This window comes from Pseudomonas sp. DVZ6, assembly GCF_024259445.1.
Classification (GTDB): Bacteria; Pseudomonadota; Gammaproteobacteria; order Pseudomonadales; family Pseudomonadaceae; genus Aquipseudomonas; species Aquipseudomonas peradeniyensis.
The window spans coordinates 171,674-187,901 of record NZ_JANCLM010000003.1 but is presented as its reverse complement, the minus strand read 5'-3'; the positions used below and the strand labels follow the sequence as shown (position 1 = coordinate 187,901).

The window sequence follows — 16,228 nt, the reverse complement described above, 5'->3', positions numbered from 1 at the left end:
AGGCCATGGCCCAGCCCAGCCGAGCGGCACGCCTGGTGCCGGTGGTGGACATGGCCGAGGAGGCCGAGCGCAAGGCTGCCCAGCGCCTGGGGCATTTCCAGAGGCTGCTCAGCGATGCCCAGGCCAAGCAGGCCGAGCTCGAGAGTTTTCGCGAGGCCTATCAGCAGCAGTGGATCAATCGCGGCAGCCAGGGGGTCGACGGCAACTGGCTGGTGAACTACCAGCGCTTCCTTGGGCAGTTGGAAGCGGCAATGACCCAGCAGCGCCAGAGCATGGCCTGGCACCAGAACAACCTGAACAACGCCCGTAACACCTGGCAGCAGGCCTATGCCCGGGTCGAAGGGCTGCGCAAGCTGGTCCAGCGCTACCTGGACGAAGCGCGCCGGGCCGAGGACAAGCGCGAGCAGAAGCTGCTCGACGAGCTGTCCCAGCGCCTGCCGCGCCAGCACATAACTTATTGATTTAGCTGGGGCCTGTGGGAGCGGCTTTAGCCGCGAAGCAAGCGACGCGGTGGATGGCACCGGCTTTGCCGGTGTTCGCGGCGGTGCGGCGGTCCGATAAACCCGCTCCCACAGGGTGTGTGCTGGCCAGGCAATCGCGGTTCTCTGCGCGACAGCCCTGCACGGGGGCAACCCAGGTCCACCACCTTGCACCTGCCGTCAGCGCCTGCTAAACCTTCAGAAGTCGCATTCGCCATCATCGAAGGAATCGCTCGCATGGCAGTCGAAACTGATTTTTCACAGGATGGGAAAAAGCTGACGATCAAGGTCAAGGGTCGTTTCGATTTCGGCAAGCACCAGGAATTCAGGGATGCCTACGAGCGCCAGCGCCCGCGTCCGGACTCCGTGGTGGTCGACCTGAAGGAGGCCACGTATCTCGACAGCTCGGCGTTGGGCATGTTGCTGCTGCTGCGCGACCATGTCGGTGGCGAGGATTCGGATATCCGTGTGGTCCATGCCAGCCCTGATGTGCGCAAGATCCTGGCGATCTCCAACTTCGAAAAGCTGTTCGACATCAGTTGAGCGTGGCCATGTCCGCCGATCAGCCGTTGACCGTGCTGGTGGCCGAGGACGGCGCCGCGGACAGGCTATTGCTGGCGCAGATCGTCCGGCGCCAGGGGCATGAGGTGGTCACTGCCGAGAACGGCGAGCAGGCGGTGGCGCTGTTTGCCGAGCGGCGGCCGCAACTGGTGCTGCTCGATGCGCTGATGCCGGTGATGGATGGCTTCGAGGCGGCGCGGCGGATCAAGGCGCTGGCCGGCGAGGCGCTGGTGCCGATCATCTTCCTGACCTCCCTTAATGAAGAGGAGGGGCTGGTACGTTGCCTGGAGGCCGGGGGCGACGATTTCATGGCCAAGCCCTACAGCGCCGTCATCCTGGCGGCGAAGATCCGAGCCATGGACCGCTTGCGTCGCCTGCAGGCGACGGTGCTGGAGCAGCGCGACCAGATCGCCCGCCATCACCATCACCTGCTCAACGAGCAGCGGGTGGCCAAGGCGGTGTTCGACAAGGTCGCCCACTCCGGCTGCCTGGGTGCCTCGAACATCCGCTACCTGCAATCGCCCTACGCGCTGTTCAATGGCGATCTGTTGCTGGCGGCGTTTACCCCTTCGGGCGACATGCATGTGCTGCTGGGGGATTTTACCGGCCATGGCCTGCCGGCCGCGGTCGGCGCCATGCCGCTGGCGGAGGTGTTCTATGGCATGACCGCCAAGGGCTACGGCCTGGTCGAAACGCTGCGGGAGATGAACGCCAAGCTCAAGCGCATCCTGCCTGTGGACATGTTCTGTTGTGCGCTGTTGCTCAACCTGAGTTTCCAGCGAGAAACCGTGGAGCTCTGGAACGGTGGCATGCCGGATGGCTATCGGTTGTCGGCGCAAGGCGAGGTGCTCGAGGTGTTGCCTTCGCGTCACCTGCCGCTGGGCATCCTGCCGCCCGAGCAGTTCGACGATACCACCGAGGTGAGGCCGCTTGCGGCGGGGGAGCGACTGTTCCTGCTGTCTGATGGCGTGGTCGACACCGGGGATGCCCGGGAATGCCTGTTCGGCGTCGAGCGTCTGTTGGCGGTGCTGGCGGCCAACCGCGATCCGGTGGTGTTGTTCGACGAGGTCATGCAGGCACTGGCGGGCTTCGGCGGCCAGTCTCGTGACGATATCAGCCTGTGCGATATCCGCATGTTGGCGCCTGAACATGTAGTACCGCAGGCGGTGGTGTACTCCGACAGTGGTCGTTCCAGTCCGTTGGACTGGTCGATGCAGTTCGAGTTGCGGGGCGAGAGCCTGGGGCGCTTCAACCCGGTCCCTTATCTGGTACAGCTGTTGCAGGAAATCCACGGCCTCAGGCCCAGCAGCGGCAAGTTGCACAGTGTGCTGAGCGAGCTGTACTCCAATGCGCTGGAGCATGGTGTGCTGGGGCTGGACTCGGCGCTCAAGCGCGACGCCGAAGGCTTCGCCGAGTACTATCGCCAGCGCGCCGAGCGCCTGGGGCGAGAGGTGCACGGCAGCGTCGGTATTGCCCTGCGGGTGGAACCTCAAGGTGCGGGTGGGCGTCTGATCATCGAGGTCCGCGACAGCGGCGCGGGCTTCGACGTGGAGCGCCTGTCGGCCGCCACGCCAGTGGAACAGGGCTTCAGTGGGCGAGGGGTGGGCCTGGTGCGGCGGTTGGCCGGCAATGCCCAGTGGTTGGAGGGTGGACGCTTGGCGCGCGTGGCGTTTCAATGGTGAGCCGGTTTGCGCGGCTCGGGCCTAATCAGGCTTGATCAAGGAGTGAACAAGTGGCGGACATGCATATTGATCAGAAGGTGCTGAGTGACTTGCGGGAGGTCATGGAAGATGGCTACCTGCAGTTGCTGGAAACCTTCCTGGAAGACTCCGAACGGCGGCTGAAGCAGCTGCTCGAGGCCAAGGATGCCGACGAGCTGGGTCTTGCCGCACACAGTTTCAAGGGCAGCAGCAGCAATATGGGGGCCGTGGGCCTGGCCAAGCTGTGTCAGCAGCTCGAGGAGCGAGTGCGTCAACAACCCTTGTATGGCATCGAGGACCTGATCAACCGCATCGACCAGGAGTACCTGGAGGTCCAGCGCTTCTACCGTGGCGAGCGTCAGCGAATCGCCGCCGAGTAAAGCTGGCGCGAGTTTTGCTTTTCTTCGCACAGATGCACTTTACCAGTTCTGCCGCGGAGACCTTTCAATGCCTGTCGCATCCAATCCATTGTTGCAAGCCGGCCTCGTCAATACGGCGTCGCGCCCGGCTGCCGGAGTGGCGGACAAACCGCTGCAAGCCCCGGCCAGCCAGGGCGGTGGCTTCGACCAGGTCATGGCTCGGCAGGGTCGCGACAATACCCCTTCCCGTGATGTCAAGGTTGCCAAGGACACCGCCCCGGCCAAGCCCAAGGAGCAGGCAGCCCCCGCCAATGGCGGCAAGCCGGCGGATGCCAGCAAGCCAGCGGTTGCCGATGACGGCAAGAACTTGCCTGCGACGGCTGAAGCCAAGCCGGTCGGCGAAACGGACGAGTCGGCTGATAGCAGTAATACTCCCTCCCTCGATGCCAATCTGGTGGCAGGGCAGATCACCGATGCCCAGGCCGGCGCGCAGTTGATCCAGGCCCAGGCCGAAGCGGTCGCGCCGGTTTTGCAGGCGGCGGTGCAGACGCCGCAACCCGCCGTGCCGGCTCCGCCGGTCGGTGAGGAGGTCCTCAAGGACGCAAACTTCGATCCGGAGGCCGACCCATTGGCCGATATGCCGACCTTGCGTCTGGCGTTGGAGCACGAGGCCCAGGCCAAGGGCACGACTTCGGCGCATGCCGCCAGCGCGCGCCCGGAAAATGGCCAGGTACCGGCCGACCCGGCCGCGACTGCCGTCAATACCTTGGCGAATGTGACAGAGAAGGCCGAGTCCGAGGCCGGGCACTCCGAGCGTGGTGACAAGGCGTTCGCCGGGCTGATCGACGATGGCCTCAAGGACATCAAGGAAGCCAGCAGCGACACGCGTGTGGATGACTTCGCCAATCGCCTGGCAAACCTGACGCAAGCGGCGACGCCCAAGACCGCCAACGCCGTGCCGGTAGCGCCGAACCCGCTGCAGCAGCCGCTGGCGATGAACCAGGGGGCCTGGACCGAAGGCCTGGTGAATCGGGTCATGTACCTGTCCAGCCAGAACCTGAAGTCGGCGGATATCCAGCTTGAACCTGCCGAGCTGGGTCGCCTGGACATTCGTGTCAATGTCGCGGCGGATCAATCCACCCAGATTCACTTCGTCAGCGGTCACGCCGGGGTGCGCGATGCCCTCGACAGCCAGGCCTACCGTTTGCGCGAGCTGTTCGCCCAGCAAGGCCTGGCGCAGCCGGACGTCAGCGTGGCCGATCAGTCCCGCGAGCAGCAGCAACAGCAGCAGGCGCAGCAGGGTGGGTCGAACCTGTCCGGCGTCGCGGCGCGTCGCGCCGAGGCGGCCGGGGAGGGCAGCGAACTGGCCGATGCCGCGCATCCCGTCGAGCAGCAGGCGGTGATCGGCAGCAGCATGGTCGACTACTACGCCTGATCTTCCCCCCGGCCTTGGCCATGCCCCGTCGGGCGGGTACTTTCCCGCGACGGGGCTGGTACTTTCCGACGCGGGCAGATTTGGCATAACACTTGCTCAAGCCACGTCATCCTTCCTTGAAACCCCGATGGACGACGGATTATTGGCATGGCGAAGAGTGACGCAGTGAAAGACCCCGCCACTAAAGGCAAACTCAAGTTGATCCTGCTGCTGGTGCTGGCCCTGCTCCTGGCGGTCGGCCTGTCGGTAGGCGCTACCTGGTTCTTCATGCACAAGAGCGAGTCGGCGCCAGCGCCTGACGCCGCGCAGAGCAATGTCAAGCTGCCGGCGATCTACGAGCCGCTGGCACCGGCCTTCGTGGTCAACTTCAACCAGAATGGCCGCCAGCGCTACATGCAGGTGAGCATCACCATGCAGGGGCGCAGCCAGGCCGATCTTGAAGCGCTCAAGGTGCACATGCCGGTGATCCGCAACAACCTGGTGATGATGTTCTCCGGCCAGGGCTTCGACACCCTTGCCGCCAGCCCCGTCGGGCAGGAGATGCTGCGCCAGAAGGCCACCGCGGTGGTGCAGGAAGTGGCGCAGAAGGAAGTCGGCAGGCCGGTCGTCGACCAGCTGCTGTTCACCAATTTCGTATTGCAGTAGGAGCACATAGATGGCCGTGCAGGACCTGCTGTCCCAGGATGAGATCGACGCCCTGCTGCATGGGGTGGACGATGGGCTGGTACAAACCGAGAGCGCTGGCGAGCCCGGCAGCATCAAGAGCTACGACCTGACCAGTCAGGACCGTATCGTGCGGGGTCGCATGCCGACCCTGGAAATGATCAACGAGCGTTTCGCCCGTTATACCCGTATCAGCATGTTCAACCTGCTGCGTCGCTCCGCCGACGTGGCGGTGGGCGGCGTGCAGGTGATGAAGTTCGGCGAGTACGTGCACTCGCTTTACGTACCCACCAGCCTCAACCTGGTCAAGATCAAGCCGTTGCGCGGTACCGCGCTGTTCATCCTCGACGCCAAGCTGGTGTTCAAGCTGGTGGACAACTTTTTCGGTGGCGATGGCCGTCACGCCAAGATCGAGGGTCGCGAGTTCACCCCGACCGAGCTGCGCGTGGTGCGCATGGTCCTGGACCAGTGCTTCGTCGACCTCAAGGAAGCCTGGCAAGCGATCATGCCGGTCAACTTCGAGTACATCAACTCCGAGGTCAACCCGGCCATGGCCAACATCGTCGGCCCCAGCGAGGCGGTGGTGGTCTCGACCTTCCACATCGAACTCGATGGCGGTGGCGGCGACCTGCACGTGACCATGCCGTATTCGATGATCGAGCCGGTGCGTGAAATGCTCGACGCCGGCTTCCAGTCCGACCTGGACGACCAGGATGAGCGCTGGGTCAAGGCCCTGCGTGAAGACGTGCTGGACGTCAACGTGCCGGTGTCGGCCACGGTCGCCCGTCGCCAGCTGAAGCTGCGCGACATCCTGCACATGCAGCCGGGTGACGTGATTCCGGTGGAACTGCCGGAGCACCTGGTGCTGCGCGCCAATGGCGTGCCGTCGTTCAAGGCGCGGCTGGGTTCGCACAAGGGCACCCTGTCGCTGCAGATCATCGATCCGATCGAACGCCGCTGACGGCGTGCCGGTCGCTCCAACGTATTGAATGCCTGTCGAGGAAATCATGGCTAACGAAAACGAGATCAACTCTCCCGAGGAACAGGCCCTGGCCGATGAGTGGGCTGCCGCCCTGGAAGAGACCGGTGATGCCGGTCAGTCCGACATCGACGCGCTGCTGGCAGCCGACGCCGCTTCGGCCGGCGCCGGCCGCCTGCCAATGGAAGAGTTCGCCAGCTCGCCCAAGCCCAACGAGCATGTCAGCCTCGAAGGCCCCAACCTGGACGTGATCCTGGATATCCCGGTGAGCATCTCCATGGAAGTGGGCAGCACCGAAATCAGCATCCGCAACCTGCTGCAGCTCAACCAGGGCTCGGTGATCGAGCTCGACCGCCTGGCCGGCGAGCCGCTGGACGTACTGGTCAACGGCACGCTGATCGCCCATGGCGAGGTGGTGGTGGTCAACGAGAAGTTCGGCATCCGCCTGACTGACGTGATCAGCCCCAGCGAACGTATCAAGAAGCTGCGCTGAGTGAAGGGCATGCTGCGGAGCGTCACAGCCTTCGGTGCGTTGCTGGTCAGCGAGGTGGTGATCGCCGCCGCCGAGCCTGCTGCTGCCTCGACGGCGACGCCCGGTGGAATGGGCGCGCAACTGGCGCAAACGGTGATCGGCCTGCTGCTGGTGGTGGGGCTGATCTTCTTCCTGGCCTGGCTGCTGCGACGCATGCAAGGCAGCGCACAGCAGGGAGCCCAGGTGATCGAGGTCATCGGCACCCGGGCCATCGGTCCGCGTGATCGGCTGCTGCTGGTGCAGGTTGGCAAGGAGCAGATCCTGATCGGCCATACCCCCGGCAGCATCGAGGCCCTGCACGTGCTGGCCGAACCCGTGGATGTGCCCGCCTCGGCGCGCCAGGCCACGCCGGAATTCGCCCAGCGGCTGCTCGAGCTGATGGGCAAGGACCAGAAGGACAAGAAGTGATGAGCGGCGCAGTGCGCTTTCTGTTGACCCTGGCGCTGCTGCTGGCCGCGCCGCTGGCCCTGGCCGCCGATCCGTTGTCGATTCCGGCCATCACCCTGTCCAGTGGGGCGGACGGGCAGCAGGAGTATTCGGTCAGCCTGCAGATCCTGCTGATCATGACGGCGCTGAGCTTTATCCCGGCGTTCGTCATCCTGATGACCAGCTTCACCCGCATTATCATCGTTTTCTCGATCCTGCGTCAGGCCCTGGGTCTGCAGCAGACTCCTTCGAACCAGTTGCTTACCGGCATGGCGCTGTTCCTGACCATGTTCATCATGGCGCCAGTGTTCGATCGGGTGAACAAGGACGCCTTGCAGCCCTACCTGGCCGAGCAGATGACCGCCCAGCAAGCGATCGACAAGGCCCAGGTACCGTTGAAGGACTTCATGCTGGCACAGACCCGGCAGAGCGATCTCGACCTGTTCATGCGTCTGTCCAAGCGCACCGATATCGCCGGGCCCGACCAGGTGCCGCTGACGATCCTGGTGCCGGCGTTCGTCACCTCCGAGCTCAAGACTGCATTCCAGATCGGCTTCATGATCTTCATCCCGTTCCTGATCATCGACATGGTGGTCGCCAGCGTGCTGATGGCCATGGGTATGATGATGCTGTCGCCGTTGATCATCTCGCTGCCGTTCAAGATCATGCTGTTCGTCCTGGTCGATGGCTGGGCGCTGATCATGGGCACCCTGGCCGGAAGTTTCGGCGGTGTCTGACGCCGTCAAGGAGAGCCTCGCATGACACCTGAAGTCGCCATCGACCTGTTTCGCGAAGCGTTGTGGATGACCACCATGATGGTCGCCATCCTGGTGGTGCCGAGCCTGCTGGTGGGCCTTGTGGTGGCCATGTTCCAGGCGGCGACGCAGATCAACGAACAGACCCTGAGCTTTCTTCCGCGCCTGCTGGTGATGCTGGTCACGCTGATCGTCGTCGGTCCGTGGCTGACGCAGAAGTTCATGGAGTACTTCATCGGCCTCTACACCAGCATTCCGCAGCTGGTCGGTTGACGCCACGATGCTGGAATTGACCGACACGCAGATCGGCACCTGGGTCGCCACTTTCATCCTGCCGTTGTTCCGGGTGACCGCCTTGCTGATGACGATGCCGATCATCGGCACCAAGATGCTGTCGGCCCGGATACGACTGTACGTTGCCGTTGCCATCACCGTGGTGATCGTGCCGGCCCTGCCACCGCTACCTGAAATCGACCCGTTGAGCCTGCGTGGCGTGCTGTTGTGCGCCGAGCAGGTGATTGTCGGGGCATTGTTCGGTTTTTCCCTGCAGTTGCTGTTCCAGGCCTTCGTGGTCGCAGGGCAGATCGTCGCGGTGCAGATGGGCATGGCCTTCGCCTCCATGGTCGATCCGGCCAACGGCGTCAACGTCGCGGTTATCGGTCAGTTCATGACCATGCTGGTGAGCATGCTGTTCCTGCTGATGAATGGCCACCTGGTCGCGTTCGAGATACTCACCGAGAGCTTCACCACGTTGCCGGTGGGGCACGCGCTGGTGGTCGATCATTTCTGGGAAATGGCCGGGCGCATGAGCTGGGTGCTGGGGGCCGGGTTGTTGCTGATCCTGCCGGCTATCGCCTCGCTGCTGGTGGTCAACATCGCCTTTGGCGTGATGACCCGCGCCGCCCCGCAGTTGAACATCTTCTCCATTGGTTTCCCGCTTACGCTGGTGCTGGGCATGGTGATCTTCTGGATCGGCCTGGCCGATATCCTTTCACACTACCAGGCACTGGCCAGCGAAGCGCTGCAGTGGCTGCGTGAGCTGGCACGGGCGCGCTGAACATGGCGGAAAGCGAAAGCGGTCAGGACAAGACAGAGGAACCCACCGACAAGCGCAAGCGCGACGCGCGGGAAAAAGGTGAGGTCGCCCGCTCCAAGGAATTGAACACGGTGGCGGTGACCCTGGCTGGCGCCGGGGGACTGCTGGCCTTTGGTGGGCACCTGGCTGAAGAATTGATGGCGCTGATGCGCATGAACTTCAGCCTTACCCGCGAGGTGGTGGTGGACGAGGGGAGCATGGCGGCGTTCCTGCTGGCCTCGGGCAAGATGGCCATCTGGGCGGTGCAGCCGGTGCTGATCCTGCTGTTCGTGATCGCGTTCGTCGGCCCGATCGCGTTGGGCGGCTTCCTGTTTTCCGGAAGCCTGCTGCAGCCCAAGTTCAGTCGCATGAACCCTTTGTCGGGGATCAAGCGCATGTTTTCGATGAATGCGCTGACCGAGCTGCTCAAGGCACTGGCCAAATTCTTCGTGATCCTGATCGTGGCACTGGTGGTGTTGGCCGGGGATCGTCAGGCACTGCAGGCGATTGCCAACGAACCGCTCGAGCAGGCGATCATCCATTCGGTTCAGGTGGTGGGTTGGAGCGCGTTGTGGATGGCGGCTGGGTTGTTGCTCATCGCTGCGGCCGATGTGCCGTTCCAGCTGTGGCAGACCCACAAGAAAATGAAGATGACCAAGCAGGAAGTGAAGGACGAGTACAAGGACAGCGAGGGCAAGCCTGAGGTCAAGCAGCGTATTCGCCAGCTGCAGCGCGAGGCGTCGCAGCGCCGGATGATGGCGGCGGTGCCGGATGCTGATGTGATAATTACCAACCCGACCCACTATGCCGTGGCCTTGCAGTACGACCCCGAGAAGGGCGGCTCGGCGCCGCTGCTGGTGGCCAAGGGTACCGATTTTGTCGCCTTGAAGATGCGGGAGATCGGGGTCGAGCATAACGTGCAGATACTTGAGTCGCCGGCCCTGGCGCGGGCGATCTATTACTCTACCGAGATGGAGCAGGAGATTCCGGCGGGGTTGTACCTGGCGGTGGCGCAGGTGTTGGCCTATGTGTTCCAGATTCGGCAGTATCGGGCGGGCAAGGGGGAGGCGCCGGAGCCTTTGAAAGAGGATTTGCCGATTCCTGATGATTTGCGGCGGGATAGTTGAGTTTGGTTTGGTTTGGTTTGGTTTGGTTTGGTTGTGGTTGTGGTTGTGGTTGTGGTTGTGTTGAAAGTTGTATGTGCATTCATTTGTGATGTCGACGCTTATTCACCTTCCGCCCTTACGGCGGGTAACTTTTTGAAGGATCAAAAAGTCACCAAAAAATCCTCGCTCCATTCATCCGGCCCCTGCGCTTCGCTCCGGGGTCCCCTCACTCCGGCCTTGCTCCCGGGAGGGCCGCGCTGCAGGGCCCATCCTGGGCCCCAGCGCTTGACGGGCATCCATGCCCGTCACCTCCCTCCGCAAGACCTCCGTTCGGCCTCCTGAAGTCGCGAAGTTACGAGCGGCGCCTGGACTGGCGCAGCTATCGCTAGTTGAAGCTTAATTAAGCTCTCGATTACATCGCGGGGCAAGCCCGCTCCCACGCAATAGTCGCCGTTATATAGATCCCTGTAGGAGCGGGCTTGCCCCGCGAAAGGGCCGGAACAGCCAATACATAATTAACCGTCAAATAACCAACTTCGAATTTCTTGCTCTTGCTCTTGCTCTTGCTCTTGCTCTTGATTCTAAACGCGCGATAGTTCAGGCGCCACCAATTGCGACTTCAGGAGGCCGAGCGGAGTTCTTGCGTAGTGGGGCGACGGCCATGGATGGCCGTCGAGCGCTGCGGCCCAGGATGGGCCGTACAGCGCGGTACCCACGGGAGCAAGAACGGAGCGAGGGAACCCCGGAGCGAAGCGTAGGGGCCGGATGAATGGAGCCAGCGGTTTTTGCCTACTTTTGCCCAAGAGCAAAAGTAGGTCGCCGTAAAGGCGAAAAGGTGCCTATGCGTCACCATCGCCAATGAATGCGCATAAAAAAATCAAAACAGTAATCCCCGAACCCCCGAAAACCCCCACCCCCAGAAAAGTTTGAAAGCTTCTTGCAAAGGCAGCGCCAGCCGCCACACAGGCGTCAAAGTTTTGCTTGAAGAGGAATAGCGGTGGATCGCACTCAGTTAATCAGCAACGCCCGCAACAACCTGGCCGGTCTCGGCCGGGGCAACCTCGGCGTGCCGCTGCTCCTGCTGGTGATGCTGGCAATGATGATGTTGCCGATCCCGCCGTTCCTGCTCGACGTGTTCTTCACCTTCAACATCGCCCTGTCGATCGTGGTCCTGCTGGTCTGCGTCTACGCCCTGCGTCCCCTGGACTTCGCCGCGTTTCCCACCATCCTGCTGGTGGCAACGCTGCTGCGCCTGGCGCTGAACGTCGCCTCCACCCGCGTGGTCATGCTCCATGGCCAGGAGGGCCATGGCGCCGCGGGCAAGGTGATCCAGGCCTTCGGTGAAGTGGTGATCGGCGGCAACTACGTCGTCGGTGCGGTGGTGTTCGCCATCCTCATGATCATCAACTTCGTCGTGGTGACCAAGGGCGCCGGGCGTATCTCCGAGGTGAGCGCGCGCTTCACCCTCGACGCCATGCCCGGCAAGCAGATGGCCATCGACGCCGACCTCAACGCCGGCCTGATCGACCAGGCCCAGGCCAAGTCGCGCCGCGCCGAGGTCGCCCAGGAGGCCGAGTTCTACGGCTCCATGGACGGTGCCAGCAAGTTCGTCCGCGGTGACGCCATCGCCGGCCTGCTGATCCTGTTCATCAACCTCATCGGCGGCATGCTGATCGGCATGTTGCAGCACGGCATGACCTTCGGCGACGCCGGCAAGGTCTACGCCCTGCTGACCATTGGTGACGGATTGGTGGCGCAATTGCCATCGCTGCTGCTGTCCACCGCCGCTGCGATCATGGTTACCCGCGCCTCGGGGTCCGAGGACATGGGCAAGCTGATCAATCGGCAGATGTTCGATTCGCCCAAAGCCCTGGCGGTCTCCGGTGCGTTGATGATTGTCATGGGCCTGGTGCCCGGCATGCCGCACATCGCCTTCCTCGGCCTGGGCGGGTTGGCTTGCGGTGGCGCCTACCTGGTATGGAAGAAACAGCAGAAGGCCAAGCTCGTGGCTGAGCAGGAGGTCCAGCGTCAGCAGGACCTGCTGCCTTCACCGCAGCGCGCCATGGACACCAAGGAGCTGGGCTGGGACGACGTCACGCCCATCGACATGATCGGCCTTGAGGTCGGCTATCGCCTGATTCCGCTGGTGGACCGCAACCAGGGTGGCCAGTTGCTGGCGCGGATCAAGGGCGTGCGCAAGAAGCTCTCCCAGGACCTGGGCTTCCTCATGCCGACCGTGCACATTCGCGACAACCTCGACCTGCAACCCAGCGCCTACCGCTTGACGCTGATGGGGGTGATCCTGGCCGAGGCCGAGATCTACCCGGATCGGGAGCTGGCGATCAACCCGGGCCAGGTGTTCGGCTCGGTCAACGGCATCGCCTCGCGCGATCCGGCCTTCGGCCTGGAAGCCGTGTGGATCGATGTCGGCCAGCGCGCCCAGGCGCAATCGTTGGGCTATACGGTGGTGGACGCCAGCACCGTGGTCGCCACCCACCTCAACCAGATCCTGCAGAAGCACTGCCACGAGCTGATCGGGCACGAGGAGGTGGTGCAATTGCTGCAGGTGCTGGCCAAGGTCTCGCCGAAGCTGGCCGAGGAGGTGGTGCCGGGTGTCATTTCCTTGTCGGGCCTGCTCAAGGTCCTGCAGGCGCTGCTCGCCGAGCAGGTACCAGTGCGTGACATCCGCAGCATTGCCGAAGCCATCGCCAACAACGCGGCGAAGAGTCAAGATACCGCCGCGCTGGTGGCGCTGGTGCGCGTCGGTTTGTCCCGCGCCATCGTGCAAAGCATTGTCGGCGTTGAGTCCGAGCTGCCTGTGATTACCTTGGAGCCAAGGTTGGAACAGATCTTGCTCAATAGTTTGCAAAGGGCCGGGCAGGGTCAGGAAGATGGTGTTCTTCTTGAGCCGAGCATGGCCGAGAAGCTTCAGCGTTCGCTGATCGAGGCGGCCCAGCGTCAGGAAATGCAGGGCCAGCCGGCCATCCTCCTGGTCGCCGGCCCGATCCGCGCCATGCTGTCGCGCTTCGGTCGCCTGGCTGTACCGAATTTGCATGTTTTGGCGTATCAGGAAATACCTGACAACAAGCAAGTCACCATTGTTGCCACCGTGGGCCCCAACGGCTGAGGTAGTGGGTTATGCAAGTTAAGCGTTTTTTCGCCGCCGATATGCGTCAGGCCATGAAGCTGGTCCGGGATGAGCTCGGCTCCGACGCCGCCATCATCGGCAACCGCCGCATCGCTGGCGGTGTCGAACTGACGGCCGCGCTGGACTACAAGCTGTCCGCCCTGGCCCCACGCGTGCCCAATGCGGAGCTCGAGGACGAGTTGCGCAAGACGCAGTCGCGCATCGTCACCGCCCAGGCCGAATTGACCGGGCGCGGTGATGCCGTCGAAGGCGGCAACCGGCAATTGTTTGCCGGCCAGTCGCTGACTGCGTCCGAGCCGTTGATCGAACCGCATGTCGATGAGCCGGTGGTCGCGGCTGTGCCGGCAGCGGCCCCCGTCGATCCGCGTCTGTTCGATGCCATGCGCTCCGAACTGACCGGCCTGCGCGAGCTGCTGGAAGTCCAGCTCGGTTCGCTCGCCTGGAGCCAGCTGCAGGGCAGCAAGCCACAGCAGGCCAACCTCTGGCGCCGTCTGCAGCGCCTCGGCCTGTCCGGTGGCCTGGCCCGCGAGTTGCTCGACCTCACTGCCGAAATCGAAGACCCACGTCATGCCTGGCGCATGGTCCTGGCACACCTGGCGCGGATGATCGAAGTGCCCGAGATCGAACCGATCGAGGAGGGCGGGGTCATCGCCATGGTCGGCCCGGCCGGCATGGGCAAGACCACCACCCTGGCCAAGCTGGCCGCCCGCTACGTGCTCAAGTACGGCGCGAACAACCTGGCGCTGGTCAGCATGGACAGCTTCCGCATCGGCGCCCAGGAGCAGCTCAAGACCCTGGGGCGCATCCTCAACGTGCCGGTCACCTATGTCGACCCGGGCGAGTCGCTGGCCCAGGCGCTGGAACCACTGCTGCGCAAGCGCGTGGTGCTGATCGACACCGCCGGCCTGCAGGCCAGCGACCCGGCGCTGCGCATGCAGCTCGAGACCCTGGCCGGGCGCGGCATCGCCGCCAAGAATTACCTGGTGCTGGCAACCACCAGCCAGAAGCAGGTGCTCACCGCCGCCTACCACAGCTACAAGCGCTGCGGCCTGGCCGGTTGCATCCTGACCAAGCTCGATGAAACGGCATGCCTCGGCGAAGTGCTGAGCCTTGCCATCAGTCATGAACTGCCGGTGGCCTATCTGACCGATGGGCCGCGCATTCCTGACGACCTGCAACTGCCGCGCAAGCACCAACTGGTGAGTCGCGCGGTCAGCGTGCAGTTGCAGGACGAGCCCAGCGACGAGGCCATGGCCGACATGTTCGCTGATCTCTACCACAACCCTGGCAAGCGTGCGGGTTGAGGGTGAATACTGTGCAAAGTACCTACATCATGGGGTTGCCCGGCCGGACCGTGGCCTTGAACGTTCAGCCCCTCATGTGGCCTGGGTCCAAGCGAGACAAGGTAAAGAACAGACATGGGTAGCATGCATCCCGTACAGGTGATCGCCGTGACCGGTGGCAAAGGTGGCGTCGGCAAGACTAACGTTTCAGTGAACCTGTCCCTGGCGCTGGCCGAACTCGGTCGCCGGGTCATGTTGCTGGACGCCGACCTGGGCCTGGCCAATGTCGACGTTCTGCTGGGGCTCACGCCCAAGCGCACCCTGGCCGACGTCATCGAAGGCCGCTGCGAGCTGCGCGATGTGCTGCTGCAGGGCCCCGGCGGCGTGCGTATCGTCCCGGCGGCTTCCGGCACCCAGAGCATGGTGCACCTGGCGCCCGCCCAGCACGCCGGCCTGATCCAGGCCTTCAGCGAGATCGGCGACAACCTCGACGTACTGGTGATCGACACCGCTGCGGGTATTGGTGACTCGGTGGTCAGCTTTGTCCGCGCGGCCCAGGAAGTGTTGCTGGTGGTGTGTGACGAGCCCACCTCGATCACCGACGCCTACGCCCTGATCAAGCTGCTCAACCGCGACTACGGGATGAATCGGTTCCGCGTGCTGGCCAACATGGCCCAGAGCCCGCAGGAAGGGCGCAACCTGTTCGCCAAGTTGACCAAGGTCACCGACCGCTTCCTCGACGTCGCCCTACAATACGTCGGCGCCGTGCCGTACGACGAGTGTGTGCGCAAGGCCGTGCAGAAGCAGCGGGCGGTCTACGAGGCTTTCCCGCGCTCCAAGTGCGCGCTGGCGTTCAAGGCCATCGCGCAGAAGGTCGACAGCTGGCCGTTGCCTGCCAACCCGCGCGGGCACCTGGAATTCTTCGTCGAGCGCCTGGTGCAGCCCACCAGTGCAGGGCCAGTGTTATGAACGCGAGTGGTTTCAAGATGTACAGCAAGGCCGCCAAGGACGCTCAGTACGAGCTGATCGAACGCTACGCGCCACTGGTCAAGCGTATCGCCTACCACCTGCTGGCGCGCCTGCCAGCCAACGTCCAGGTCGAGGACCTGATCCAGGCCGGGATGATCGGCCTGCTGGAAGTGGCCAACAAATACGATGCCAGCAAGGGCGCCAGTTTCGAGACCTATGCCGGTATCCGCATCCGCGGCGCCATGCTCGACGAGGTGCGCAAGGGTGACTGGGCGCCACGCTCGGTGCACCGCAACACGCGCATGGTCAGCGACGCGATTCGCTGCGTTGAAGCAAAGACGGGGCGCGACGCTAAAGATCACGAGGTTGCTGCCGAACTCCAATTGAGTCTCGATGATTACTACGGGATTTTGAACGACACCCTGGGCAGTCGCCTGTTCAGTTTCGACGACCTGCTGCAGGACGGCGAACACGAGGGGCTGCACGAGGATGGCGCCAGCAACCAGCTGGAGCCGGCGCGGGACCTGGAGGACGAGCGCTTCCAGGCCGCATTGGCCGAGGCGATCGCCAACCTGCCGGAACGCGAGCGCCTGGTGCTGGCGCTGTACTACGACGAAGAGCTGAACCTCAAGGAAATTGGTGAGGTGCTGGGGGTCAGCGAATCGCGTGTCAGCCAGTTGCACAGCCAGTGCGCGGCACGTCTGCGCAGTCGCCTGGGTGAATGGCGGGCGCGTTGAGTCAAGGTTCGATGCAGTCGT

At 63.5% G+C, this 16,228-nt stretch carries 17 protein-coding genes; all 17 read left to right on the top strand.

From position 1 onward, the window contains the following. Positions 1-5: 5 nt before the first annotated feature. The 17 genes from fliJ (at position 6) to fliA (ending at position 16,207) form a co-directional block, all read left to right on the top strand. Positions 6-461 carry a flagellar export protein FliJ gene (gene fliJ, locus NMG10_RS03235; RefSeq protein ID WP_232856531.1) on the top strand — a complete coding sequence of 152 codons (456 nt, stop codon included), beginning with the start codon at positions 6-8 and terminating at the stop codon, positions 459-461. Between the two features lie 255 nt (positions 462-716). After that, on the top strand, positions 717-1,022 hold the full coding sequence (locus NMG10_RS03230) for an STAS domain-containing protein (protein ID WP_232856532.1): 306 nt from the start codon (positions 717-719) through the stop codon (positions 1,020-1,022). An 8-nt stretch (positions 1,023-1,030) separates the two neighbouring features. Beyond that, positions 1,031-2,722, top strand: coding sequence for a fused response regulator/phosphatase (locus NMG10_RS03225; protein WP_203651653.1), 1,692 nt, complete (start codon positions 1,031-1,033; stop codon positions 2,720-2,722). Between the two features lie 50 nt (positions 2,723-2,772). Next, a complete protein-coding gene (locus tag NMG10_RS03220; protein ID WP_254463829.1) occupies positions 2,773-3,120 on the top strand; it encodes an Hpt domain-containing protein in 348 nt (115 codons plus the stop codon). A 67-nt stretch (positions 3,121-3,187) separates the two neighbouring features. Further along, positions 3,188-4,534: a flagellar hook-length control protein FliK gene (locus tag NMG10_RS03215; protein WP_254463828.1), complete on the top strand. Its 1,347-nt coding sequence runs from the start codon at positions 3,188-3,190 to the stop codon at positions 4,532-4,534. A 147-nt stretch (positions 4,535-4,681) separates the two neighbouring features. Continuing rightward, complete coding sequence (gene fliL / locus NMG10_RS03210; protein WP_050706666.1) at positions 4,682-5,179, top strand: flagellar basal body-associated protein FliL; 498 nt, start codon at positions 4,682-4,684, stop codon at positions 5,177-5,179. Between the two features lie 10 nt (positions 5,180-5,189). Further along, on the top strand, positions 5,190-6,158 hold the full coding sequence (gene fliM / locus NMG10_RS03205; protein WP_050706665.1) for a flagellar motor switch protein FliM: 969 nt from the start codon (positions 5,190-5,192) through the stop codon (positions 6,156-6,158). A 46-nt stretch (positions 6,159-6,204) separates the two neighbouring features. Continuing rightward, a complete protein-coding gene (gene fliN / locus NMG10_RS03200) occupies positions 6,205-6,669 on the top strand; it encodes a flagellar motor switch protein FliN (RefSeq protein WP_050706705.1) in 465 nt (154 codons plus the stop codon). After that, positions 6,670-7,116, top strand: coding sequence for a flagellar biosynthetic protein FliO (fliO, locus tag NMG10_RS03195; protein WP_203651658.1), 447 nt, complete (start codon positions 6,670-6,672; stop codon positions 7,114-7,116). Next, positions 7,116-7,871, top strand: a complete 756-nt coding sequence (gene fliP / locus NMG10_RS03190; RefSeq protein ID WP_186714830.1) for a flagellar type III secretion system pore protein FliP — start codon at positions 7,116-7,118, stop codon at positions 7,869-7,871. Before fliO ends, fliP begins: the two co-directional genes overlap by 1 nt. A 21-nt stretch (positions 7,872-7,892) precedes the next feature. Then, complete coding sequence (gene fliQ, locus NMG10_RS03185) at positions 7,893-8,162, top strand: flagellar biosynthesis protein FliQ (protein WP_050706662.1); 270 nt, start codon at positions 7,893-7,895, stop codon at positions 8,160-8,162. A 7-nt stretch (positions 8,163-8,169) separates the two neighbouring features. Continuing rightward, positions 8,170-8,946, top strand: coding sequence for a flagellar biosynthetic protein FliR (gene fliR, locus NMG10_RS03180; RefSeq protein WP_198742974.1), 777 nt, complete (start codon positions 8,170-8,172; stop codon positions 8,944-8,946). Between the two features lie 2 nt (positions 8,947-8,948). Beyond that, positions 8,949-10,091, top strand: a complete 1,143-nt coding sequence (gene flhB, locus NMG10_RS03175; protein WP_254463827.1) for a flagellar biosynthesis protein FlhB — start codon at positions 8,949-8,951, stop codon at positions 10,089-10,091. 976 nt (positions 10,092-11,067) lie between these two features. Next, complete coding sequence (gene flhA, locus NMG10_RS03170) at positions 11,068-13,197, top strand: flagellar biosynthesis protein FlhA (RefSeq protein ID WP_232856538.1); 2,130 nt, start codon at positions 11,068-11,070, stop codon at positions 13,195-13,197. 11 nt (positions 13,198-13,208) lie between these two features. Next, positions 13,209-14,522, top strand: a complete 1,314-nt coding sequence (gene flhF, locus NMG10_RS03165) for a flagellar biosynthesis protein FlhF (RefSeq protein WP_050706657.1) — start codon at positions 13,209-13,211, stop codon at positions 14,520-14,522. Positions 14,523-14,636: 114 nt separating this feature from the next. Further along, a complete protein-coding gene (gene fleN, locus NMG10_RS03160) occupies positions 14,637-15,470 on the top strand; it encodes a flagellar synthesis regulator FleN (protein WP_016393812.1) in 834 nt (277 codons plus the stop codon). Continuing rightward, a complete protein-coding gene (fliA, locus tag NMG10_RS03155; RefSeq protein ID WP_050706656.1) occupies positions 15,467-16,207 on the top strand; it encodes an RNA polymerase sigma factor FliA in 741 nt (246 codons plus the stop codon). Before fleN ends, fliA begins: the two co-directional genes overlap by 4 nt. The last annotated feature ends 21 nt before the right edge of the window (positions 16,208-16,228 follow it).

Bases quoted from the DNA above. Each gene is read 5' to 3' on its own strand.
- fliJ (WP_232856531.1), top strand. From the start codon at position 6: ATGGCCCAGCCCAGCCGAGCGGCACGCCTGGTGCCGGTGGTGGACATG.
- NMG10_RS03230 (WP_232856532.1), top strand. From the start codon at position 717: ATGGCAGTCGAAACTGATTTTTCACAGGATGGGAAAAAGCTGACGATC.
- NMG10_RS03225 (WP_203651653.1), top strand. From the start codon at position 1,031: ATGTCCGCCGATCAGCCGTTGACCGTGCTGGTGGCCGAGGACGGCGCC.
- NMG10_RS03215 (WP_254463828.1), top strand. From the start codon at position 3,188: ATGCCTGTCGCATCCAATCCATTGTTGCAAGCCGGCCTCGTCAATACG.
- fliL (WP_050706666.1), top strand. From the start codon at position 4,682: ATGGCGAAGAGTGACGCAGTGAAAGACCCCGCCACTAAAGGCAAACTC.
- fliM (WP_050706665.1), top strand. From the start codon at position 5,190: ATGGCCGTGCAGGACCTGCTGTCCCAGGATGAGATCGACGCCCTGCTG.
- fliN (WP_050706705.1), top strand. From the start codon at position 6,205: ATGGCTAACGAAAACGAGATCAACTCTCCCGAGGAACAGGCCCTGGCC.
- fliP (WP_186714830.1), top strand. From the start codon at position 7,116: ATGAGCGGCGCAGTGCGCTTTCTGTTGACCCTGGCGCTGCTGCTGGCC.
- fliQ (WP_050706662.1), top strand. From the start codon at position 7,893: ATGACACCTGAAGTCGCCATCGACCTGTTTCGCGAAGCGTTGTGGATG.
- fliR (WP_198742974.1), top strand. From the start codon at position 8,170: ATGCTGGAATTGACCGACACGCAGATCGGCACCTGGGTCGCCACTTTC.
- flhB (WP_254463827.1), top strand. From the start codon at position 8,949: ATGGCGGAAAGCGAAAGCGGTCAGGACAAGACAGAGGAACCCACCGAC.
- flhF (WP_050706657.1), top strand. From the start codon at position 13,209: ATGCAAGTTAAGCGTTTTTTCGCCGCCGATATGCGTCAGGCCATGAAG.
- fleN (WP_016393812.1), top strand. From the start codon at position 14,637: ATGGGTAGCATGCATCCCGTACAGGTGATCGCCGTGACCGGTGGCAAA.
- fliA (WP_050706656.1), top strand. From the start codon at position 15,467: ATGAACGCGAGTGGTTTCAAGATGTACAGCAAGGCCGCCAAGGACGCT.